This window comes from Moritella sp. 36 (genome assembly GCF_018219415.1).
GTDB lineage: Bacteria > Pseudomonadota > Gammaproteobacteria > Enterobacterales > Moritellaceae > Moritella.
This window is the reverse complement of sequence record NZ_CP056120.1, coordinates 1,748,484-1,772,142: the sequence shown is the minus strand read 5'-3', so window position 1 is coordinate 1,772,142 and position 23,659 is coordinate 1,748,484. Positions and strand designations below refer to the sequence as shown.

At 44.9% G+C, this 23,659-nt stretch carries 24 protein-coding genes; 22 read left to right on the top strand and 2 right to left on the bottom strand.

Annotation, left to right across the window (positions count from 1 at the left end; translation table 11 throughout):
• The first annotated feature begins 146 nt into the window (after positions 1 to 146).
• From HWV03_RS08010 to HWV03_RS08000, 3 genes are read left to right on the top strand one after another with little or no spacing between them, the layout of a single operon-like run.
• Positions 147 to 593: a DoxX family protein gene (locus tag HWV03_RS08010; protein ID WP_211679229.1), complete on the top strand. Its 447-nt coding sequence runs from the start codon at positions 147 to 149 to the stop codon at positions 591 to 593.
• Positions 594 to 636: 43 nt separating this feature from the next.
• The gene (locus tag HWV03_RS08005; RefSeq protein ID WP_211679228.1) at positions 637 to 1,617 is read left to right on the top strand and encodes a glutathione S-transferase family protein; all 981 of its coding nucleotides are present in this window, start codon (positions 637 to 639) and stop codon (positions 1,615 to 1,617) included.
• A 15-nt stretch (positions 1,618 to 1,632) separates the two neighbouring features.
• Positions 1,633 to 2,382 carry a pirin family protein gene (locus tag HWV03_RS08000; protein WP_211679227.1) on the top strand — a complete coding sequence of 250 codons (750 nt, stop codon included), beginning with the start codon at positions 1,633 to 1,635 and terminating at the stop codon, positions 2,380 to 2,382.
• Between the two features lie 61 nt (positions 2,383 to 2,443).
• On the opposite strand, the gene HWV03_RS07995 is transcribed toward HWV03_RS08000, so the two are convergent.
• Complete coding sequence (locus HWV03_RS07995; RefSeq protein WP_255547120.1) at positions 2,444 to 2,992, bottom strand: MarR family winged helix-turn-helix transcriptional regulator; 549 nt, start codon at positions 2,990 to 2,992, stop codon at positions 2,444 to 2,446.
• 145 nt (positions 2,993 to 3,137) lie between these two features.
• Between HWV03_RS07995 and HWV03_RS07990 the strand changes: the two genes are divergently transcribed.
• The 19 genes from HWV03_RS07990 (at position 3,138) to nuoG (ending at position 22,371) form a co-directional block, all read left to right on the top strand.
• Complete coding sequence (locus HWV03_RS07990; RefSeq protein ID WP_211674883.1) at positions 3,138 to 3,890, top strand: hypothetical protein; 753 nt, start codon at positions 3,138 to 3,140, stop codon at positions 3,888 to 3,890.
• A gap of 64 nt (positions 3,891 to 3,954) precedes the next feature.
• The gene (locus HWV03_RS07985; protein WP_211679225.1) at positions 3,955 to 4,518 is read left to right on the top strand and encodes a redoxin domain-containing protein; all 564 of its coding nucleotides are present in this window, start codon (positions 3,955 to 3,957) and stop codon (positions 4,516 to 4,518) included.
• A 234-nt stretch (positions 4,519 to 4,752) separates the two neighbouring features.
• A complete protein-coding gene (locus HWV03_RS07980; RefSeq protein ID WP_211679224.1) occupies positions 4,753 to 6,063 on the top strand; it encodes a hypothetical protein in 1,311 nt (436 codons plus the stop codon).
• A gap of 162 nt (positions 6,064 to 6,225) precedes the next feature.
• Positions 6,226 to 7,212, top strand: a complete 987-nt coding sequence (gene nuoH / locus HWV03_RS07975) for an NADH-quinone oxidoreductase subunit NuoH (RefSeq protein ID WP_211679223.1) — start codon at positions 6,226 to 6,228, stop codon at positions 7,210 to 7,212.
• Between the two features lie 64 nt (positions 7,213 to 7,276).
• The gene (locus tag HWV03_RS07970; RefSeq protein ID WP_211679222.1) at positions 7,277 to 7,852 is read left to right on the top strand and encodes a 4Fe-4S dicluster domain-containing protein; all 576 of its coding nucleotides are present in this window, start codon (positions 7,277 to 7,279) and stop codon (positions 7,850 to 7,852) included.
• 17 nt (positions 7,853 to 7,869) lie between these two features.
• Positions 7,870 to 8,421 (top strand): NADH-quinone oxidoreductase subunit J family protein, encoded by a 552-nt coding sequence (locus tag HWV03_RS07965; protein ID WP_211679221.1) that lies wholly within the window; start codon positions 7,870 to 7,872, stop codon positions 8,419 to 8,421.
• A complete protein-coding gene (gene nuoK / locus HWV03_RS07960; protein ID WP_075473397.1) occupies positions 8,418 to 8,720 on the top strand; it encodes an NADH-quinone oxidoreductase subunit NuoK in 303 nt (100 codons plus the stop codon). Before HWV03_RS07965 ends, nuoK begins: the two co-directional genes overlap by 4 nt.
• A gap of 11 nt (positions 8,721 to 8,731) precedes the next feature.
• Positions 8,732 to 10,273 carry a monovalent cation/H+ antiporter subunit D family protein gene (locus tag HWV03_RS07955; protein WP_255547119.1) on the top strand — a complete coding sequence of 514 codons (1,542 nt, stop codon included), beginning with the start codon at positions 8,732 to 8,734 and terminating at the stop codon, positions 10,271 to 10,273.
• Complete coding sequence (locus HWV03_RS07950; RefSeq protein WP_211679220.1) at positions 10,270 to 10,524, top strand: hypothetical protein; 255 nt, start codon at positions 10,270 to 10,272, stop codon at positions 10,522 to 10,524. The genes HWV03_RS07955 and HWV03_RS07950 overlap by 4 nt, the downstream gene beginning before the upstream one ends.
• Positions 10,517 to 12,304, top strand: a complete 1,788-nt coding sequence (locus HWV03_RS07945) for a Na(+)/H(+) antiporter subunit D (RefSeq protein ID WP_255547118.1) — start codon at positions 10,517 to 10,519, stop codon at positions 12,302 to 12,304. Before HWV03_RS07950 ends, HWV03_RS07945 begins: the two co-directional genes overlap by 8 nt.
• On the top strand, positions 12,301 to 13,803 hold the full coding sequence (locus HWV03_RS07940) for an NADH-quinone oxidoreductase subunit M (protein ID WP_211679219.1): 1,503 nt from the start codon (positions 12,301 to 12,303) through the stop codon (positions 13,801 to 13,803). The genes HWV03_RS07945 and HWV03_RS07940 overlap by 4 nt, the downstream gene beginning before the upstream one ends.
• Positions 13,800 to 15,323: an NADH-quinone oxidoreductase subunit N gene (locus HWV03_RS07935; RefSeq protein WP_211679218.1), complete on the top strand. Its 1,524-nt coding sequence runs from the start codon at positions 13,800 to 13,802 to the stop codon at positions 15,321 to 15,323. Before HWV03_RS07940 ends, HWV03_RS07935 begins: the two co-directional genes overlap by 4 nt.
• 55 nt (positions 15,324 to 15,378) lie before the next feature.
• Positions 15,379 to 15,741 (top strand): NADH-quinone oxidoreductase subunit A, encoded by a 363-nt coding sequence (locus HWV03_RS07930; RefSeq protein ID WP_211679217.1) that lies wholly within the window; start codon positions 15,379 to 15,381, stop codon positions 15,739 to 15,741.
• The gene (locus tag HWV03_RS07925; protein WP_211679216.1) at positions 15,729 to 16,253 is read left to right on the top strand and encodes a NuoB/complex I 20 kDa subunit family protein; all 525 of its coding nucleotides are present in this window, start codon (positions 15,729 to 15,731) and stop codon (positions 16,251 to 16,253) included. The genes HWV03_RS07930 and HWV03_RS07925 overlap by 13 nt, the downstream gene beginning before the upstream one ends.
• On the top strand, positions 16,250 to 16,780 hold the full coding sequence (locus HWV03_RS07920; protein WP_211674872.1) for an NADH-quinone oxidoreductase subunit C: 531 nt from the start codon (positions 16,250 to 16,252) through the stop codon (positions 16,778 to 16,780). The genes HWV03_RS07925 and HWV03_RS07920 overlap by 4 nt, the downstream gene beginning before the upstream one ends.
• Positions 16,777 to 17,994, top strand: coding sequence for an NADH dehydrogenase (quinone) subunit D (gene nuoD / locus HWV03_RS07915; protein WP_211679215.1), 1,218 nt, complete (start codon positions 16,777 to 16,779; stop codon positions 17,992 to 17,994). Before HWV03_RS07920 ends, nuoD begins: the two co-directional genes overlap by 4 nt.
• Positions 17,991 to 18,644 carry an NADH-quinone oxidoreductase subunit NuoE family protein gene (locus tag HWV03_RS07910; RefSeq protein ID WP_211679214.1) on the top strand — a complete coding sequence of 218 codons (654 nt, stop codon included), beginning with the start codon at positions 17,991 to 17,993 and terminating at the stop codon, positions 18,642 to 18,644. Before nuoD ends, HWV03_RS07910 begins: the two co-directional genes overlap by 4 nt.
• Entirely contained in the window at positions 18,641 to 19,918 is a 1,278-nt protein-coding gene (nuoF, locus tag HWV03_RS07905; RefSeq protein ID WP_211679213.1) for an NADH-quinone oxidoreductase subunit NuoF, read from the top strand. The genes HWV03_RS07910 and nuoF overlap by 4 nt, the downstream gene beginning before the upstream one ends.
• Complete coding sequence (gene nuoG, locus HWV03_RS07900) at positions 19,915 to 22,371, top strand: NADH-quinone oxidoreductase subunit NuoG (RefSeq protein ID WP_211679212.1); 2,457 nt, start codon at positions 19,915 to 19,917, stop codon at positions 22,369 to 22,371. Before nuoF ends, nuoG begins: the two co-directional genes overlap by 4 nt.
• On the opposite strand, the gene HWV03_RS07895 is transcribed toward nuoG, so the two are convergent.
• Positions 22,355 to 23,596: a hypothetical protein gene (locus HWV03_RS07895; protein ID WP_211679211.1), complete on the bottom strand. Its 1,242-nt coding sequence runs from the start codon at positions 23,594 to 23,596 to the stop codon at positions 22,355 to 22,357. The genes nuoG and HWV03_RS07895 overlap by 17 nt on opposite strands.
• Positions 23,597 to 23,659: the final 63 nt, after the last annotated feature.

Genomic DNA, 23,659 nt, shown 5'->3' with positions numbered 1-23,659 from the left:
CGCTTATACACGCCATCAATTGTTCAAATATTTTGAACATACTAAACAAATTTCAGCGGTTATTCCAATCCATTTAAGCGAATACAATGGCTACACACTTATAAGACATACTTAGAAACACATTAACGAATCAAAGAGAGCACAACATGAATACTTCAACAATTAAGAAAATATTAACATCAGATAACACTTTTTCGGCATTACCACTGCGTTTAGTGGCAGGCATTATTTTTACCGCTCACGGCGCGCAAAAACTGTTTGCTTGGTTCGGTGGTTATGGGCTCGAAGGCACAGGTCAATGGATGGAATCTATCGGCCTAGCACCGGGCTACTTAATGGCGATGATGGCAGGCAGTGCAGAATTTTTTGGCGGCCTACTGCTTATCCTTGGTCTACTAACCAGACCAACAGCGCTGGTATTGTCACTAACGATGATCGTCGCGATTTTTAGTACGCATATCGATAACGGGCTGTTCGTGAGCAACAGCGGTTATGAATTTGCCTTAGCACTGTTTGCAATCAGTCTGTCGATAATGCTGCAAGGCGGCGGTAAATTATCAATCGATAGCCTTATCGTGAGCAAGCTTAGTTAATAAACCCGATGGCGCTAACACAACATAAATTAGGAGTATTATCATGGGATTAATCGTTAACGGTAAATGGCATGACCAATGGTACGAAACCAAAGGCAATAAAGGCCAATTTGAACGTCAGGCAAGTCGCTTCAGAGATACTATTTCAAATGAGGAAGGTAGCCGCTATCCGGCAGAAGCAGGCCGCTATCATTTGTATGTTTCGTTAGCGTGTCCTTGGGCGCATCGCGCTTTGATTTTTAGACAATTGAAGCAACTCGAAGACATTATCTCTATTAGCGTCGTTAAACCTGAAATGCTAAACAATGGCTGGGAATTCGGTGCTAATAGTGACGATAGCAACGACTACAGCGATACACTCTATCAAAGTGACTATGTGTACCAGCTTTACCTTAAAGCAGCACCTGATTATGAAGGGCGAGTTACCGTACCAGTATTGTGGGATAAGAAAACACAAAGCATAGTGAACAATGAATCAAGCGAAATAATTCGTATTTTTAACACTGCGTTTAATGAGTTAACGGGCAACCACGATGACTATTACCCAACTGATTTACAACCAGAAATAGACACCATTAACGAACGTATTTATGACACGATAAACAATGGTGTCTATCGTGCAGGCTTTGCCACGACTCAAGCAGCATATGACCAAGCTTTTGACGCACTTTTTGCCAGTTTAGATTGGCTTGAAGCGCGACTTAGCAACCACCGTTATTTACTGGGGGAATACCTAACAGAAGCTGATTGGCGATTATTTACAACATTGCTGCGTTTCGATGCCGTTTATCATGGTCACTTTAAGTGTAATCGCAATAAGTTAAGTGAGTTCCATCATATCAGTCACTATGTACGTGAGTTATTTCAGTTTGAAGGGATCGAAAGCACTGTCGATTTGGAATATACCAAGATCCATTATTACGCGAGTCATGACACAATTAACCCGACTTTGATTGTCCCCCGTGGCCCACAGCAAGATTTCACTGCACCGCATGATAGAAATCGATTAACAGGTAAAGTCTAGTGGGAGGAAAATACAATGATAAAACACTATCCTTTTCAGCAGATTGGCAAAGCAAACCACGGCTGGTTAAAAGCCAATCATCACTTTAGCTTTGCTAATTATTACAATCCCAAAAGAATGGGATTTGGTGTGCTAAGAGTGGTTAATGACGACTGGGTTGCGGCAGGAACAGGATTTCCAGCTCACCCACACCGAAATATGGAAATCATTACTTTTGTACGATCCGGAGCGGTCACTCATCAAGACAATACTGGCAATAAAGGCGTGACCCTCGCAGGCGAAGTACAAGTAATGAGTGCAGGCTCAGGTATTACTCATTCGGAATACAATTTAACAAAAGAACCATTAACGTTATTTCAAATTTGGATTGAACCAAATAAGCAAAACGTAAAGCCGAGATGGGGCAGCAAACTGTTTTCTGAAAATACTGATACGATTAATAATACAGCTACGTTTCATCATACAGACAATACTAAGCTCCCCCTACTCGTTTCTGGATACCCAGGCGAGCAAGATAACGCACTCTTTATCAATCAAGCCGCGCGTATCTATGGTGGTAAGATTAAAAAAGGCACAAAATTTACTCACTCAATAGAGCACCAGGCATATATTTTGGCATCCAGTGGAGAGTTTGAACTTATTGATAATCAAAGGGCAATATTGATGAACAAAGGCGATGGTGCAGAAGTAACGAGACAAAAGGAAATCACGATCAAAGCGCTATCCGATGCGGAGATCATCATTATTGATGCACCTGCCCAATGATATTTTGTTTATGTTGCAGCAATAGCGATCAGACAATCGCTATTTTTTTAAGACAGTTGGTTTATTTGTGTAAATGTTCCCGGCATATAAGATCAATGTCATTTATTGAGAGTGGTTCCTGTGTCAACTCACAAAAATAACCCTCATCACGTTTAGAATTATGTATACAGGTATGACATTGACCAAAAGATTTAAACTGATTCGCTGACTGCACTGCAAATAGCAAATCATGGAGCGCTGTGTCAATCGTATTAAATTTCTTATTACTAAATTGTTCACTCGCTTGTTGCAGTAGTGGTGAGATCTGCAACCCATTAATCAACGCTAGGCCAGATTCTGTCACTTTAAGGTGTGCAACACGTTTATCTTTACTATCCGCTACTTTCTCAATAAGTCCTTTTTTTTCAAGTATTTTTAGTGTTTGAGAGACCGAACCCTTGGTCTGATTTAAATAATCAGTCACGCCCATTGGTGTGTCTGAATAACGGTTACATATCGACAGATAATATAACGCTTCAAATTGGATGGGCTGTAAACCATATTCAAGCAAGCGATTACGTTTTTCACTGCGTAGCAAGCTAGAAAGCCGCTCTAATGTTTGTTGGATCATTGATATACTCATTCATATATAGTATCGAATAAACACCATATTTACAACCTAGAACCAGAAATATAGTATCGACCCGATACCATTTGACAACGCGAGATGCCCGTGTACACTTAGTGTTGACTCAATACTAATTTTGGAGATAGTTATGAAACACCATTCTTTATTTATTACAGCCTCTTTGGCACTGTTGTCCTCCTCTTATGCATTTTCTGGCGGCTCACATGATGGGGGCATCCACGCGAAAGTCGACCCTACAGGTAACACACCAGCTACCTTTGATATCGTTCATGCCAAGATAACGACCGACAAAAATATTGCGACCTTCCACATGGCAGTGTCTGAAAAAGCAGGGACAAGTAAACCACTTGCGTCGGGTAAATTAGCGGGGAGTAATGTGTTTTCATATGTGTGGCCGACTTCGCTTAATAGTGCAACGGTTGGCTTTGAAAAAGACGCCGGAATATTAGCCTTAGCAGTAACAGCCCATGCCGACTTTGATGACACGCCTTTATACGATGAGAACTCAGATAATAATCCAGCCAATGATGGTGATGTTTGGCACAGCCATTGGGTCGTCTTACAAGGTAATGAACAGTGCGGTAAAGGTATGCTGGCAGTAGTTGATATTCCGGAGGGTACATCGCCAAGACTGCCTAAAACATGGCCGGGACTTCCCATTCTACTAGATAGTCCAGGTTGGGATCCTATTTTCAATAACGAAACCGTTGAAGTAAAAGTAGCCTTTGATTCTAACGTTGATATTTCCAATACCAAGTATGATGGCGTTACCGCTGGCCTACGCGTTAATCAAAGTGTTCATGCACCATTACTATGTGTAGTCAATGTGATGGACGTTGCCTCTGGAGATCTAAGTTTACCCGGTAAAGTAAATCAATAAAGAAATAGGCAGGTGTTAGCGCGCCTGCCTATCAATTAATCCCATAATCAATGAGGTAATAAGAATGTCTATATTCACCGAATACCCAATAGCACCCGAAATTGAAGCGAGTACTTGGCTAAATACCACAGCACCGTTACCCCTATCTAAAATGAAAGGATCTGTCGTTGTTATTCATGCATTTCAAATGTTATGTCCGGGCTGTGTGTCACACGGGATACCACAAACCAAAATGATCGCTGACACATTTGCAGATAAAGACGTTAAGGTTATTGGCCTTCACACTGTATTTGAACATCATGCAGTAATGACAGCGGACGCACTAAAAGCATTTATCCATGAATATCGCATTACTTTTCCAGTTGCCATCGATATGCCAGCTTCAACGGGGTATATACCAAAGACAATGCAAAGCTATGAAATGAGAGGAACGCCTACACTCATCTTGATCGATAAGAATGGCAGAGTAAGGCTAAATCACTTCGGTCGAATGGATGATATGCAAGTTGGTAAACTGATTAGTAAACTCGTCTCAGAAGCAGCTGCACTTACCAGTACTACTGAAAAGGCAGAGTCGACTTTAGATTCATCTGAAAATAAATGTGATGATAACGGCTGCTATATTTAATGCCGATGCGCCTAAGAACTGAGTCTTAAGCGCTTTATGATGACCCACTCCAGCCTACCTTTTAGTATCTTATGTAGCGCTAATAACCGTTAATTATGTTCGCTATTTAGATGGCATATTCCATGTTCATTATCCTACTTACATAACATTTCATTTTCTTTACATAGGTTGAATTGTCCTTGCAGCTCTGTATCGGTATATTGCTGCCAGAAATCAACCTAACTGGAACTAATTATGAAATTTAAACGCGTCATATTCCCTGCAAGTATCCTTTCAACTGTCACTCTTATGGGTTGTAATTTAGATACTAATGACAGCTATTCACAAACAGAAATCACAGCGATGAGCGGGTATTTAGGAAGCGCTCTAATATGCAGCGCCGAAAAAGCTCAATCTTGTAATGAAGACCGAAGTAATGTGCTCGGTACAACCAACAGTAATGGTAAATTAAATACGAATGAAACATCTCTCCAACATCCCTTGATTGCAAGGGTTCAAGAGGGTATTTCATTTGATAGTGATAAAATAGGAGTAGCCAGAAAAAGTTATACTTTATTTGCTCCTGCTGGCAGCACAGTTATAACACCATTTACAACAATAATGTACACCAAGAAAATTGATATAGAAACCTTAGCTGGCTGGCTAGATATGGAAGTAAAATTTATCTCAGGTGATTATATTGCGTTGAAATCAAATGAGGACGATAACTACAAAGCCCAACAAGCACACCTTCTAGCAAGAACAATCAGTGACTTAGACATTCACAACGAAACAGACCTCCGTAAGTTAGGAGATTTAGTAACTGGCTTAGTTAACGATGGCGATAAGCTAGATGAGGTGAAAATCACTCGAGATATTGAAAACAACTTCATCAAAGAAAAGGCTAACCACAATTCACTGGCTGCCTATGTTGACGGTAATAAATTTACTTATCGTAGCTTAAATGAAAGCCATCTCACTGATGAAGGGGATTATAAAAATGGTGAATTAACAATAGAATACATTGATAATGAATTAAATGTTAACGGCTCTCGTAATCTTTATTCCTATACAGCATCAGGTAGTGTCATTAAAGCGCCAGGTGTTGCTTACATAGATACATATTATTATGCGAGTGATAATGTGGCATTAGTTTCAACATCCCGTGCAGGTTTAGATTTAGTTACACACGCATCCCTTTCTAAGACAAAAAATATTAGCCTTACCAATATTAAATTAGAAGGTAATTCTTGGTTTTATATATCACCAACAGAGTCTTTGGCATTAGCAGATATTACCAAATTTAGTTTTAAGAATAACAAGACGCTAACCATTAAAATTAACGATGATAGTGAATTTGAAGGTATATGGAAGGCCGAGGCAGACCAGCTGACAATCAATAGTGACGATAACCGAATGAGTTATAAATTCGAATTCAAAATCGATGATGATAACGTTTTACCTGTAATCAACACTGTAGATGGAGAAAATCAGTACGGGTTATTTATTGGAACGTTGGAATTTGCGGAACAGATAAAGAAACTATGGAACAAGGACAAGCATTAAATAATCCATTCATAAAATAATCACCTAACGGTAAGCAAGGAAGCGAACCGTACTCACCTCGAAATGATATTTGATTAAGTTATAAGCGCAAACTACCTTTATAGTACGCTTAATTAAATATACCCAAACTACTTCAAAATACGATATCAGAGACCCAATAGCATGGAAAACTTATATGTAATCCTGCCTATGTTACTCAAGATTGCCGTCGTTGTGGCGGTGCTTCTGCTGCTGCCTTTGCCGCTCACTTGGTTAGAACGAAAAATTGCGGGTCATATCCAACAACGTCTAGGCCCCATGCGGGCTGGCTGGCACGGTTTGTTACAGCCCATAGCCGACGGCATCAAACTACTGACGAAAGAAGATCATATCCCCAGTGCCGCCGATCGTACCCTGTTCAAAATGGCCCCTGTGGTCGCATTAGTGCCGCCTTTTGTGGTGTTTGTCGCCATCCCACTAGGGGAACCGGTAACCATTTTTGGTACTGAATTAATGCTCAGCCTGTCAAATATGAATGTAGGGCTGCTGTTTATTCTCGCCGTTAGCAGCATCGGCATCTTTGGGACCATCCTCGCTGGCTGGGCCTCCAACAGTAAATATGCGGTGCTCGGCAGCCTCAGAGCAATAGCCCAGATGATTAGCTATGAAATTCCCATGGGATTCTCTGTTATTGGCGTGGTGATGCTGGCTAACTCGATGAATATGATGGACATAGTGGCCGCCCAAAAAGACATGTGGAATGTGGTCTATCAACCCTTAGGCTTTTTTGTATTCTTTGTGGCTGGATTGGCCGAAGTCCAGCGGATTCCGTTCGATCTGCCAGAGGCTGAAGGCGATTTGGGTGCCGGTTACCATACCGAATATAGCGGCATACGTTTTTCCCTTTTCATGCTTAGCGAATATTTAGGCGTTGTGATCATAGGCTTCCTCAATGTGATGCTGTTTTTTGGCGGCTGGCATGGCGCGCCGCCCTTTATACCAGATACTGTTTGGCTGTTACTCAAAGTTGGCTTTTTCATCTGGGTGTTTATGTGGTTCCGCTTTACCTTTCCGCGTTACCGTTATGATCAGTTAATGGCGATTGGCTGGAAGGTGCTTTTACCTCTGTCGCTAGTCAATATTTTAATCAGCGGATTATTTATGTTTTAAGAACATCTAGTTACCCAGGAAAACGGGATAAGCAATGAGGTATTGATAGTACCAGGAGGCCAATATGGCCAGAACACGACAACAAAAGCAAAGCTGGATCGGATGGCTGTTCTTCAGCGACCTGTGGCGCGCACTACGGCTGACATTACGTTATATGTTTTCCAGAGTTATTACACACAGATATCCTGACCATGAAAAATGGCGGCCTTACCATCGTCATCGTGGGCATCATTTCATGAAAACCAACGATGAAGGCGACGTGAACTGTGTCGGCTGTGAGCTGTGTGCAAAGATCTGTCCCTGTGACTGCATCACGGTGGTGCCCTATGAAGATGAAAAAGGTAACCGACGACCGAAAGTCTTTGATATCGATTTGTCGCGCTGCCTTTATTGCGGCTTGTGTGAAGATGCCTGCCCGGCTGACGCTATAAAGCTCGGTCAGGAATATGAGGTTGCTAGCACGACCAGCGAGGCGTTAATCGTGCACCTTGACGATCTAATCGCTGCGCCACACAAAACTGAAGAAGGGGCGGGAACAGTCATCCCTGCATCGCTGGATAAAAATGGTAGAGGAAAAACCATCACTCAGGATAACGTAAAAGGCCACGACTGGTGGCAATTACTCAAACGAGAAAAATAACAAAAAAGGATTAATCAATGGAGCAGCAATTTTTTATATTACTTGCCTTGGTTGCCATCGGCACTGGCTTACTGGTTGTCGTCGCCAGAAATCCGATCCACAGTGCCCTGTCTCTTGTCGCCTGTTTTGTGCAGATCGCGGCCCTGTTTGTCCTCCTAGGATCGCCGTTTCTTGCGGTAATCCAACTGTTTGTTTATGTCGGTGCCATTATGGTGCTGTTTTTATTCGTCATCATGATGCTAGACGTACGCAAAGAAGCCCATGGTCGGTTTATCAATAACAGTCGCTTTATTCAAAAAGGGGCAATACCGGCCATAATCGCGCTGTTAGCACTAGCAACTGAGCTACTATTTCTACTCAGCCAAAGCAGCCGTCTACATGCAGTGATGGCACAGCAAAGCATCATTGGCGATGAACCAACCAAGCAACTAAGCTTAACCTTATTCAGGGATTTTCTGCTGCCCTTTGAAGTGGCTTCAGTCATTCTACTGGTCGCCCTGATCGGCGCGGTAGTTCTGGCCCAAAGTAACGAACACAAAAAAGGGGCAACCAAGGAGGCACCCAAATGATCCCCATCTCTTGGTATTTGATATTAGCCGCTATTTTATTTGTCATTGGCGCTGCAGGCGTATTACTACGGCGTAATGTGTTGATTGTGCTAATGTCTCTCGAACTCATGCTCAACAGTGTCAATATCAATCTGATCGCCTTCGGGTATGAAATGAACGATCCTCGCGGCCAGATCATGGCTATTTTTATTATTGCAATCACCGCAGCCGAAGTCGCCATTGCACTTGGCATACTGGTGGCTTTATTACGTAACAAACGCACATTAGAAGTGGACGACCTGACAATCATGAAAGGCTGAGACTGGAATTGATGACTCTTATCAACATGGAATTACTGAATTGGGAATTAATATTATCCATAAGGCCGGCCTTAGCAGTCACAGTCTCACTCATCACTGCGGGCGTCATACTGTGCCTGCATAACCGCACCAACGCACGGGATGCGGTATCGGTTGTTGCTGCGGTGATAAAGTTCATCATCGTTATTTCAATGGCGCCATTAATACTGGCTGGCAATACTGTCGACCTGACCTTATTTGAAATCCTGCCAGGTGTTGATTTTGCGTTTCGGGTTGACGCGCTGGGCATGGTATTTGCCACAGTATCCAGCCTATTATGGATATTAGCCGCCATTTATTGTATCGGTTATATGCGCAGCCAGAATGAGAAAAATCAGACCCGATTTTATGCCTCTTTTGCCGTCTCGCTATCTGCTGCTGTGGGGGGCGCATTTGCCGCTAATCTGTTTACGCTGGTGATCTTTTACGAACTACTCAGCCTTATAACTTACCCATTGGTTTATCATAAAGAAAACCAGGCATCCTGGAATGGTAGCAAACGATATATCGTCTATTTGGTGGGGGCCTCAAAATCCTTTTTACTTGCCGCACTGGCGCTTACTTATCAACTTACTGGCAGCTTTGATTTCTTACCCCAAGGCCTGTTTAAAAATGTCGTCGCCGCCGATGGCTTATTGATTATTATCTATTTCTGCTACCTGTTTGGATTTGCCAAATCAGCCATCATGCCGTTCCACGCCTGGCTGCCAGCGGCCATGGTCGCACCAACCCCTGTCAGCGCTTTGTTACACGCGGTCGCGGTGGTAAAAATGGGGGTATTCTGTCTGTTACGGGTCATTTTCCATGTGTTTGGTATCAAGCTGATGAGTACCTTGGGTCTTGGCATCATCACCGCTTATCTGGTGTCTTTCACCATAGTTACCGCCTCTATTTACGCCCTGACCCGAGACGATTTGAAAGCAAGACTGGCCTACTCCACCGTCAGCCAACTCTCTTATATCATTCTCGGCGCAGCCATGCTGACACCAGTGGCAGCCATAGGGGGAATAATCCATATCGCCGCCCATGCCTTTTCAAAAATCACCCTGTTCTTCTGTGCTGGCTCTATTTATTGTGCCAGCCACCGCAAGAAGATCAGTGATCTTTCCGGCATAGGTAAAAGACTGCCTATCACTATGACTGCATTTTTCATCGGTTCCCTCGGTATGATAGGCATCCCGCCAACCGGTGGTTTTATCAGTAAATGGTATCTAGTAGTGGGGTCTGTCGATGCCGGACAGATGGCGCTGTTAATCGTACTGCTGGTTAGCGCTGTGCTTAATGCGGCTTATTTTCTGCCCGTCACCTATAAAGCCTTTTTTGAGCGGGAAGAAACACCCAAAGACCCGTCACTGGTGGCGGCCAATGATATCCACGAGATCCCAATGGTCGCAGTGCCCTTACTGATCACTGCGCTATTGTCTTTGCTATTGGGACTCTATCCGGACTATTTTTTAGGCTTAGCCAATACCTTAGTCACAGACGTATTTGTCACAGGAGAATCGCTACCATGATGGAAAAACTAGTCAACTTCTTTGGTGACAAAGAATACACAAGAACACGCTGGCGCCTGTTAGTCGTCATTTTAGTGGGCATAGTCATTGCCGATTTTCTGGTTGCCAGACCTCACGGTTATAACTTTTGGGATGCAATACCCGGCTGGGGAGCGCTGCTTGGGTTTATCGGCTGCGGCTTGATCGTATTAATCAGCAAATTCATCGGCAAAAAAATCGGTATCTCCAAGAAGGAAGACTATTATGACTGAATGGTTCTCCTTCTCCATGATGCCAGCCTTTCTGCTACTCGTCGGCGGTCTGCTGCTGCCGTTATTTAAAGGCAATAGCCAAAAATCTTACTCAATCATCATTCCACTGCTGGTGATCTTTTCTCTGACCCAGATGGAAATGGGGAGCGTCGGCGAAATTGACTTTGCCGGTATCTCATTAGTCATGTTCAACGTTGACAAACTGAGTCTATTTTTTGGCTGGGTATTTGCTATTGCGGCGCTGATCGGCAACATTTATAGCTTGCATATCAGTCATACAGGCCAAAGAGTGGCTGCGTTTCTTTATATGGGTAGTGCCTTTCTCGTACTCTTCGCAGGTGACTGGTTTACCCTGTTAGTCGGCTGGGAGATCATGGCATTTGCGTCTGCTTACCTGATCTTTGCCACTCGAAAAAAAACCGCTGTGAAAGCAGGCTTTCGTTATCTAATGGTGCATGTCACCGGCGGGGTATTACTGTTTGCTGGTATTGTACTACATGGCCTTGAAACCGGGTCTTACTTGTTTGGGCCAATCGATGGCGCACAACAAGGGGGTATAGCATATACCTTGATTCTGATCGCCTTTATGATAAATGCCGCGGTTCCACCGTTAAATGCCTGGCTCACAGATGCTTATCCGGAGGCAACAGTGACAGGCGCGGTATTCTTAAGTGCCTTTACCACCAAAACCGCTGTTTATGTGATGATCCGCGCCTACCCCGGCGCAGAAATCCTGATCGGTTTTGGGGTTTTCATGGCGCTTTATGGGGTGATATTCGCGATGCTGGAAAATGATTGCCGTCGCCTGCTGAGCTATCATATTGTCAGTCAAGTCGGTTACATGGTCGCAGGCATCGGTATCGGCACCGAAATGGCCCTGAACGGTAGTTCTTCCCATGCCTTCGCACATATTATCTATAAAGGTCTATTGTTTATGGGGGCTGGCGCTGTCATTCATATGACAGGCAAACGTAAGCTCACCGAACTCGGCGGCCTCTACCGAACGATGCCCTGGACGGTAGCGTTTTACATGGTTGGCGCATTTGCTATCGCAGGCTTTCCTTTCTTCAGTGGTTTCGTCAGTAAAAGTATGGTCATCGCCGCGGCCGCAGGAGATCATCATGCGACAGCCACGCTGTTACTTATGTTAGCTTCTTCCGGTACCTTCCTGTCAACAGGGCTTAAACTGCCTTATTATATGTTTTTTGGTAAGGATTCCGGCCTCAGCCCCAAAGATCCACCAATCAATATGTTAGTGGCCATGGGTATTGCCGCGTGCTTCTGCATTGGCATCGGACTCTTTCCTGCTCTGCTTTATAACATGCTGCCTTATGCTGTTGAATTTGAACCCTATACAGGTGCACATATCACCGAAAGTCTCGGTATATTGATGTTCACCCTGTTGGCTTTTGTACTGTTACTTAAATACCTCAATCCCAAGAATACCATCAGCATCGATACCGACTGGTTTTATCGGCGCGGGGCGGCTGTATTTATGTGGCTGGCCAATAAACCCGTGCTCCGGTGGGAACAGATGGTCATCACGCTGGGTGATGGCGTGATCCTCAATACCCTGCATCGATTGTCCAAACACAGCCTGACAGTCGATACTCATGTTGTCGATGGCGCGGTTAACGGCGTGGCGAAAACAGCAATGAAAAGCGGTAACTTGTTGCGCCGCCTGCAAACTGGCATTATTTCCCATTATGCCCTTGCGATGGCGATTGGCCTGTTTTTAGTGATCGCCGTTTATATGCTGATTGGGGATGAGGCCTTATGACAGACTCCTTGATGACCAGTTTATTCATAGAAAATGTCCCGATATTAAGCATATTGATATTTTTGCCTGCAATAGGCGCATTATGCGTGCCCTTCCTATCAGGTAAAAACGCAGTGCGCTGGTTTACGTTGACCATATTGTTTGTCGATTTCCTCATTGCCACTTGGTTGCTGGTCATTTTTGATAATAGCACCGCCCAAATGCAATTTGTGGAGAGTAAACCTTGGGTACCCTCTCTGGGCATAACCTATAAATTAGGTATTGATGGAGTCAGTGTTTTATTTCTATTCTTAACATCCCTGCTCGGCTGGATCTGTGTGTTGGCGTCCTGGAACGCCATTGATAAACGCCTCAAAGAATTTATGATCTGTCTGCTGGCAATTCAGAGCCTGATGCTTGGGGTTTTCTGCGCGTTAGATCTGCTGTTATTTTATGTATTTTGGGAAGCGATGTTAGTCCCCATGTATCTGATGATAGGTATCTGGGGTGGCGAAGATCGCATCTATGCCGCGTTTAAATTTTTCCTTTATACCCTTGCTGGCAGTCTGATTTTTCTGGTCGGGATATTGGTGCTGTATTTCGAAGGTGGGCGCACCTTCGATATCTTGGTATTAATGGATGTGTCATATGACTTTGAGCTGCAGCGCTGGGTCTTTATCGCGTTTCTGATCGCATTTGCGGTCAAGGTGCCTATGGTTCCCTTCCATACCTGGCTACCGGATGCCCACGTACAAGCCCCCACCGCGGGCAGTATTATTCTGGCTGGGGTACTGCTAAAAATGGGCGCATACGGTTTCATTCGTTTTTCGTTGCCAATGTTACCCGATGCTGCCCATTATTTTGCCCCGCTAATACAAGGGTTATCGGCCGTCGCAATTGTCTATGGGGGCTTCCTCGCATTAGCGCAGCAGGACATCAAAAAACTGATCGCGTATTCTAGTATCAGCCACATGGGATTTATCACTTTGGGGCTTTTTACGTTCACGACCAATGGCACAACCGGAGCCGTGATCCAAATGTTTAACCATGGCATTACCACGGGTGCCTTGTTCCTGTTTATTGGCCTAGTGTATGAGCGCACCCATTCACGGGATATTCCGGCTTATGGCGGTTTACTCAAGGCCATCCCCTTTTACGGCATATTTTTTGCGATATTCTTACTCTCTTCCATGGCAGTGCCCGGCACTAACGGATTTATTGGTGAAATACTGGTGCTGTCAGGGACTTTTGGCGTCAATAACGGGGCCGCAACTGCTGGTGTGTTAGGCGCTTTGCTCGGCGCAGCTTACCTGTTAAGCATTTATCGTCAGATGCTATTGGGACCAGTCCGTATTCCAGGTGCTGCCAAGATGTGGGATCTTAATGTGCGAGAGATTTGCTGTGCGCTGCCGCTCCTGCTCTTTGTGTTCTGGCTTGGATTTTATCCTAAACCCTTCCTCAGTATTCTGCAGCCGACCCTAAAACACCTGCTTGAGCAAACAGTAGGAGCAGGCTTATGAGCGACATCGCAGAAAAACAAACAGCTGCTGACTTAGCTACTGTAGATCTAACGGCTATCAGCCAATCAGTATTGGCAAGTGGGCCAGAAATTATCATCATTATCGGTGCCTGTGTGGCGTTGATGTTATCGCTGGTGCCACACCCTCGCCAGAATCAACTGCTGGCAGGTGTTTCGGTATTCATGATTTTACTTGCTGCCTGTATGAGCTATGCCCTATCCGACTTTCCGCAAACAGCTTATGCCGGTATGTTCGTCGTTGATGGATTTTCCACTTTTTTCAAAGTTATCCTTTATCTTGGCACCACGTTAACCGTGCTTATGTCAGGTAACTATCGGCCCAATAACGGGCTAATCAAGGACGGTGTGTTCCAGGGTGAATATTATGCCTTACTGCTGTTTGCACTTTTGGGTACGATGATCATGGTATCCAGCACCGATCTACTGCTTATCTATATCGGTCTGGAACTGCAGGCGCTCTCGATTTATGTGTTAACGGGCTTCCTCAAGACTGACCTAAGATCTAATGAAGCGTCTTTAAAATACATCATTCTTGGTGCTTTCTCGTCCGGTATTATCCTTTACGGCATGTCTTTATTTTATGGTCTTACCGGCACTACTAACCTCAACGATATGGCTGTAGCGCTGTCTACCTTGGACTTGTCCGACCCGATGTTGATCCTCGCGACCTTGTTTATGCTGGTTGGTCTGTTATTTAAAGTCGGTGCAGTCCCCTTCCACATGTGGGTACCAGACATTTATGAAGGTGCACCGTCACCGATCACCGCTTATATGTCGGTGGCCTCCAAAGCGGCCGCATTTGCCGTTATCATGCGCATTTTCATGCAGGACCTTTCAGTACTACAACCCATTTGGATTTTAAACATTGTAGGTATTGCAGTGCTAACAATGACGCTGGGCAGCTTTGTGGCTCTAGCACAAACAAATATCAAACGCATGCTGGCTTATTCCAGTATTGCTCACGCTGGTTTTTTGATGCTGGGCCTAGTGGCTGGTGGCAGAGACGGGATGGCAAGTATCATGCTTTATCTGCTGATTTATACGTTTATGACAATCGGTATTTTTGCCGTCATCATTCTCTTAAATAAAGGGGTGACCCTCGGTGAGCCAATCGAAGATTTTTCGGGGCTGGCAAAAAACCATCCCGGTCTGGCATTTATGAGTCTGATTTTTTTATTTTCTCTGGCTGGAATTCCGCCAACCGGTGGTTTTTTTGCCAAGTTTTATGTGCTAACAGCGCTTATAGATACAGGTCATGTGATATTGGCTGTGATCGCCGTGCTGTTGAGCGCCGTCGCGGCTTGGTTTTACATCCGTATCATCATGTTGATGTATGTACAGCCACCAGCTCCAGTACTAACACAAGCGGCCGAGATGCAGCTTACCCCATCCATACGCATTGTTTTGTTAATCGCCACAATAGGCACCTTAATGACTGGCGTGTTACCCGCCTGGTTCCTTGGTTTTGTAGCCGATTCAATCCCCCTTGGTCTTGGATAAAAGCCCAAAACAAGACTACAGTTAAAAAGAGCATAGTTGTAGGAGAACAGAGTAAATGCCTATTGATTTTTTACCGGTGTTTTTGATGGTTGCGGTTATCGTTACACTGGCCGCATTTATCCTGACCGTCTCCCGCCTGCTCAGGCCAGACAATCCCTATCCAGAAAAGAATCGGCCCTATGAATGCGGTATAGACCATGTAGGGGAAGCGTCAGCTGGATTATTTAAAGTGCAGTATTTTGTGATTGCCATTCTGTTTGTCGTATTTGATGTAGAAACCATGTTTCTGTTCCCTTGGGCGATGGTGCTGGCAGACCTCGGCTTGTTTGGTTACATCGAAATGTTTATTTTTATCATGATGCTGTTGGTTGGATTTATCTACGCTTGGATAAAAGGTGCCTTAGAATGGGAAGTTTGACAGAACGATACAAAGATAATGTACTTTTTACCACTTCCGATAGCATTATCAATTGGAGCCGAAAATCATCCCTGTGGCCGGAAACCTTTGGCATTGCCTGCTGCGCCATAGAAATGATCGCGGCCGGCTGTGCTAGATATGATCTTGACCGTTTTGGTGTCGTTTTCCGCTCCTCTCCCCGCCAGTCTGACGTGATGATCATCGCTGGAACTGTGACCAAAAAAATGGCACCAATTATCAGGCGTCTTTATGATCAGATGCCAGAGCCAAGGTATGTGATAGCCATGGGTACCTGCGCCATCTCAGGTGGTGTTTACAATACCTATTCTGTGGTGCAAGGTTCAGACCTTTTTGTCCCGGTTGATGTTCATGTAGCCGGGTGTCCGCCTCGCCCCGATGCACTCTTACATGCCATGGTGCTACTACAAGAACAGATCACCGGTAGCCGTCAGTCTAAGAAAGCTCAAGAACAAGCCTCCCCGCCGCCAGCCTTTGTGAAAGAGAATATATGATCATGCCGAGCCAGTTTCCACTTAACAAGCTCATCGATAATTTCAACGGCCGCATCAGCATAGATCCAAACGTCATCGATATGCCCTGTGTCATCGTCAGCCCGCAAAACCTAGTGGAACTGTGTTTATTTCTGCGCGACGACGACGCATTCAAATTTAATTTTATGGCTGATATTGGCGGTATTGATTTTTATCCAGATACCCCACGCTATCAACTTGTCTATCACCTTTATTCAATTTCACTGGGATGGCGAGTACGCATAAAATGTCCGCTAGATGACCCACCCAAAGTACCGACCATCACCCACCTCTGGACCACTGCTAACTGGCATGAACGGGAAGCCTATGACATGTTTGGTATCGTCTTCGAAGGTCACCCAGACTTGCGCCGGATCTATATGTGGCAAGACTTTGAAGGGTGGCCCATGCGTCGTGATTTTCCGCTGCGCGGTTACAAAGATAAATATAATCCATTTGGTGAAGAGAGACCGACCACCACACAGGGGCCCGTCGGAGATATTCTATGACTGATGTCAATATCATCCACGAAAGCAAACAAGAACATGGCTTAAGCCGCGAAGTATTGATGAACCTTGGGCCACAGCATCCCAGTACCCATGGGGTATTACGTCTGTTACTACAGATGGACGGTGAAATTGTAAAACGCATTGAACCACACATTGGCCTATTACACAGAGGTACCGAAAAGCTGTGTGAAAGTTTCACTTATACCCAGATCTTTCCGCTCACCGATCGGTTGGACTATCTTTGCCAACCGTCCAATAATCTGGGCTATGCGCTAGCGGTAGAATCCTTACTTGATATCAAAGCCCCTGAACGGGCGCAATATATCCGGGTATTAATGGCAGAACTGTCTCGGATCTCTGGGCATTTACTGATCACTGGCGCGCTACCGATGGACGTTGGCGCAATAACAACCTTGCTCTATACCATGCGTGACCGAGAAATGATCATGGACCTGATGGAGATGATCAGTGGCGCACGTATGCACACCTCCTTCTGCCGAGTTGGTGGTGTAAGAGAAGACCTGCCTGATGGCTGTGCCGAACGTATTATTGAATTTTGTGACATCTTCGAAAACAGCATTTCTGATTATGAAAATCTGGTGGGAAACAACCGCGTATTTCTTGCTCGGGTAGAAAATGTCGGCAACATCACAGGGGAGGATGCAATCGCCCTCGGCCTTAGTGGTCCCTGTTTGCGGGCTTCCGGTGTGGACTGGGATATCCGCCGAGATGCCCCTTACGAGATTTACGACAGACTCGATTTTAACGTTATCGTACGCACCGATGGCGACTGTTATGACCGTTGGAAATGCCGGGTCGACGAAATGCACGAAAGCCTGAAAATGATCCGCCAATGTGTTGCACAAATGCAGCCGGGTCCATTTTTAATCGATGACCCCAAGATCGCCTTTCCAGTCAATAAAGACCTGCTGGCTCATTCTATGGAAGCCCATATCCATCATTTTAAACTGGCTGCCGAAGGTTTCAAAGTACCCAAAGGCGAGGTTTATACCGCCATCGAAGCGCCAAAAGGGGAACTTGGTTTTTACATCGTCAGTGATGGCTCTGAAAAACCGTTCAGAGTCAAAATCAGAGCGCCCTCTTTTGTTAACCTACAGGCGCTGACCGACCGCACCACTAATCTGAAATATCTGGCCGATGTGATAGCCATGATAGGTTCACTCGACCCGGTGATGAAGGAGGTCGACAAATGACCGCTGAATATTCCAAACAAACTATCATAGCCGATCTTACCGCCCCTATCGCAGACATTGTAAAACGCTATCCGACCCAGCGCAGCGCGATCATGCCAGCGCTTTATCTGGCTCAGGAGAAATATGGTTTTATCGACGAAACAGCCTATCTAGCAATCTCAGAAATCCTAGACGTACCAGAGATCTGGGTGTTTGAATTGGCCAGTTTCTATACCCTGTATAAAAATAAAAACATCGGTAAATGTCACCTGCAGATCTGTACCAACGTTCCCTGCATGTTACGTGGCGCCTATGATTTGCTAGACCACCTACAAACTCGACTTGGGATTAGCCAAGGCGATACCAGCAAAGACGGTCTTTTTACCCTGAGTACAGTGGAATGTATCGGCTCTTGTGATGTCGCACCCGCCATGATGGTTAATGAAACCTATCACACCAAACTATCCAAACAGAGCATAGACCAATTACTCGATCAATTAACACAGGCAGAAACCGAATCCTTAGCAACAGATATATTGTCGTTAACGCAGAATACGTCTTCCGCAAATAATGAGCCCTTAGCAAATGGACAGCCGTTAGCGAATAAACAGTTTTCAGAAAATACAGAGTCGTTGACCAAGAGTGAGCCAACAGCAGGGCCAGAGTCATGAGCGAATTAGTATTGTTAAAACATATCACTCATCCAGACTCTACTGATATCGAATTTTATGAAAAAAACGGTGGTTATCAGGGATTAAAACAGGTCCTGAATGACTATTCCCCCGGTCAGGTGATCGAAACAATCAAAACATCCAGCCTGCGCGGTCGTGGTGGTGCCGGTTTTCCCACAGGCTTGAAATGGAGTTTTGTGCCCAAGGATGATGGCAAGATCCATTACCTGTGTTGCAATGCCGATGAAGGGGAACCTGGCACATTTAAAGACCGACTGCTGATGGAACGAGACCCACACCGGGTAATTGAAGGTATGATTATTGCGGCTTACGCGATTCAATCTCAGGTAGCTTATATCTATATTCGTGGTGAATATGGTGTATCAATTGAAAAAATATCACAAGCGATCAAAGCCGCTTACGCCAGAGGTTACCTTGGAAAAAATATCTTTGGTTCTCGTTTTTGTCTCGATATCTATATCCACAAAGGTGCTGGTGCTTATATCTGCGGTGAAGAAACGGCACTGCTGGAATCAATTGAAGGCAAGCGTGGACAACCCAAATTAAAACCGCCTTTCCCAGCAGTATCAGGTCTTTATGGCTGCCCAACCGTGGTCAATAACGTCGAAACCTTGGCCTGTGTCGCACATATTTTTGCCCGTGGCGTTGACTGGTTTACCGCCATCGGGCCTGAAGATGCACCCGGTCCACGTCTATTTGGTCTTAGCGGACGCTTACAGAATCCAGGGATCTACGAGTTACCAATGGGACTTTCGCTGCGTGAGTTGGTTTTTGACTATGGTGGTGGCCCTTTGACCGGACAACTTAAAGCGGTGATACCAGGTGGATTATCAGCACCAATGATCCCTTTAGCAGGACTTGATGTGAAGATGAACTTTGCCGATTTGGCGGCTGCCGACAGCATGATGGGCTCAGCTGCAGTAATCGCACTGGATGAGACTACCTCGATTCCAGTCATTGGCAGACGGATAGCCGAGTTTTTCTCCCATGAAAGCTGCGGTAAATGTACACCTTGCCGAGAAGGTCTGCACTGGGCCAGTAAGATTCTTAACCGCATCGAGTCTGGACAAGGTCGCCCAGGAGACCTAGAGCAATTACAAGTATTATGCGGCGGTATATTTAACAATAGCTTCTGCGCGCTGGGTGTCGGTGCATCATGGGCAATAGGAGCCACCCTGAAACATTTCAGCCATGAGTACGACGCCCTTATCACCCAACAAACCATCCCTGTGCGCGACAGGACACGCTTATGATCAAGCTCAAAATTAATGGTCAGGAGATTGAAGTAGAAGAAGGCACCACGATTCTTAACGCGGCACGCGCCAGCACTGTTGAGATCCCAACATTCTGTTATCAAGATAGGCTGTCCATCTTAGCCAGTTGCCGCATGTGTCTGATAGAAATCGAAGGCAGACCAAAACTAGAGCCCGCTTGCGCCACCGTCGTATCTGAAGGCATGGCAGTACTCACCCATTCGCAAAAAGTGGTTACCAGCCGCGAAGATATGTTGGAAATCCTACTGGCTAATCACCCACTCGATTGCCCGGTCTGTGACAAAAGTGGCGAATGTGAACTGCAGGATACGGTGTTTGAATATGGCAAAGGAGATTCAAGGCTTGCAGATCCAAAACGCGTATTTAGAATCGACGATATTGAACTGAATAATGTCATCACCTTTAATGCCAATCGCTGTATCCAGTGTCAACGTTGTGTCCGGGTTTGTGAAGAAGTGGTCGGTGATGTGGCACTCGGCACTATGGAGCGCGGGTTAGATTCAGAGATTACCGGTGTCGGTAACAGTTTGAAAGATTGCAGTCATTGCGGCAACTGCATCGAGGTCTGTCCGGTGGGGGCGCTGATGAGTACGCCATACCGTTATAAGGCTCGCCCTTGGGATCTTGAAAAGTTTGAAACCACCTGTGGCATGTGCGGTACTGGCTGCAGTATGACCATAGAAACCCGTGAAGGTAAACTTGCGCGGGTAAAAAGCCAATACGAAACGGGCATCAACGGTGAACTGCTGTGTGCGAAAGGCCGCTTTGGGTTTGATTTTATCGACGGAGGTGAACGCATCACCCAACCTATGATACGTAAAAATGATGTCATGACACCTGTAAGTTGGTCCGAAGCGTTAGATTTCATCATCAACAAAACTCTGAATACCCTCAGCAATAACGGTCATATCAAAGGCCTTATCTCACCACGCCAAACCAATGAAACCGCCTTTATGTTTCAGAAACTAATGCGGGAAGTTTTCCAGTCGTCTGACATCCATGCTAGTTGTCGATTCTCAGGCCTGAACCTGCAACCGGAAACCAATGATATCCTGAACAACTTGCTCACCCAGACCTATAGTCGCCAACCACTGGCTGAAACCCTAAAAAGCGACTGTGTGTTTATATTAGGCGGTAACATCTGTGATGAAAATCCAGTGTCGAGTTACCTCGTCCGACAACACAAGCGGGACAATCATAATCACTTATTATTGGCAAGCTCTAGACCCAGTGCTTTAGATGATATTGCCACTGAAAAATTGCGTTTACTGCCTGGTAATGAAGCGAGGTTATTGGCGGCTCTGATTTCAGACCTAGCGGTATCAGATGATAGGGAAATGGCTGATTTTGTTATCGCAGGTAACGTTATTCTGGAACAGGCTAATTCAATCACCCTATTAATAGGCACCGAGTTTATGCGGGGGAAACAGACCAAAGACTGTTTATTATGGATCGAAAAAACCACACAGCGTCTGCAACAACAGGGCAAAGCGGTATTTGTGCAATTCTTGTTTGACCGACCTAACCAGCTCGGTCTATGGCACATGGGCTGCCAGCCAGACTTGCATAACGATCAGTCCGGCTTACAAAAGTATCATCAAGACAATGTGCCAGATATGTTTTATGTGGTCGGAACTGACCCACTCGCTAACTGCTCTGCAGACGATCCATTGGAACAAGCGGCCTTAAATACCCCCTGCCTCATTGTACAAACTGCCTTTATGAACGCCAGCGCACAGCAAGCGATGGTTATTTTACCCGCGCCTTCATACGGGGAAGATAATGGCACTTATACCAACAATGAAGCAAGGGTACAAAAGGTTAGAGCAATCCGGCCACCAGCAGCAGATATATTACCAAGTGCAACTGTTTTTGCTCAGATAGCCAACTCATTGGGGGTGGATATTGGCTCAAGTAAAGTTAAGCAAATATTCAGTCAAATTAAACAGGAAATAAACGGTTATCAAACGCTCAAAGAAGACTTTATTTTTGGTCCCGAGCTCAATGACTATGGTTTAACAGCTACGCCTCCAACAATTAATGCATCAGCAGTTACAACGCCCGTGGTTAAGGCTCTAGCAGATACAGCGCCGACGGTCGATTACCTTGCTCTAGAAAATTACACGCTAATCACTGGCGACAGTCTGTTTCGCTCTGGCAAACTCACCGCCCAATCAAAAAACCTGTCAGGCCTCGGTCATAACACGTATGTAGAAATGAACCCCGGCGCAGATTATGACGAACAGCAGGATTATCAGGTGACCATTACCCGAGGCAACGTCTCTCTCACTGCGCCATTAAAAATAAACCGCGCGTTCCCTGACAAGCTGCTGTTTATACCAGAAGAACAGTTATGCTCCCCTGCGAATAAAATCATCACAGCGGCAGAGTATCCTTGTGTCGTGGAGGTGGAGGTTAAGGTTTCGAGTTAGAATAACGAACACACCTAATACCATCCGTATCTTCAAAAGGTCCTGATAAGCATATTTTATTGCCATTAATACTGTATGCATCAGCGTTAGGGTAATAGGGGTTATTGAACTGGCTACTTTTTCCTTCAGGACTATTCTTACCTTCAAGTAGGCTGTTAACCAGTGATATTTTACCATTTAGATCATGTAACCTTGCCATCTGAGTATGATAGCTGGGTCTGGCAAGACTGTTTAACACGCTGCCAACAGGGTTGAAGAAATCAACACCTTGCTCTTCATCGTCCTCCCCATCATCCAATTGCATCTTGGCGAATTCTTCAGCCGTCAACTCAGACATAGCAATCATATATTCAGTGGCCGGTATCGAACCGTTAATCGTCATGTTGGGCTTGAATAAAATATTCGCAATCCATCTAGGTAAATGACCATCTTTATTAAACAAATCAGGGCTGCCATCTAAACTGCGATATAACTCAACTTCCCAACCAAATTCTCTTATTGCCATGTTTTTAAAACTTAGTTCATCAACAGTTAGATAAGGCAAATCAATGTCGGCATGATAGTTATATTTATCACTAATGTAGGCAATTATATCGAGGTTGTTGGCGAGCAGATTACCTAAAATCAATTTCAAAACAAAATCATCTATAGCAGGAAACTGCTGATACAAGTTGTGTGTATCATCTATCAACAGCTGAACAGCTGAACTTGGCGACTGTTCAGCGGCTAACGTTAAGCTTTCCAATAGGGCAAGGCGGTTAGCAGAACGCAACGATTCAATTACTTCATAATCAATCAACATACTCGAGCCAACTAGGCTTCTGAAGTCTCTGAAGGATAAATATTTGCGGTATCTGGTTAACAATACTCCATGTTGCTTTAATTCAGCCACCCAAGCAGTGTCATTATTGACTACATAGTCAAAACAGTCTGCCTTTGAAAAGCGACAGTAAAGAGGATTTTCCTCTTGGGGCATAACAAGGGTTTTTAATATGTCGGGGTTTTGTTGTTGGTTTAACAGCTCAAGTCTTTCCCGGCCAAACTGAATAACATCAGCATCTGCACTAGCCATTATGCCATTGAGGTATAAGAATGATTGGCTTTCGGCTTGGTCATTCTGCTCAATAGATTCAAGCCACTTTGTTGCAGTGGGCGATAGTGCGTCATCACATTTAAAGATAGTCAATGATATGACTGGAATGAGTATTAACAGTATATAGTGCATATAATCCTTTATATAACCCTTGATATAAAAACATCAACTTATCATCAATGCGATGGTAATTAT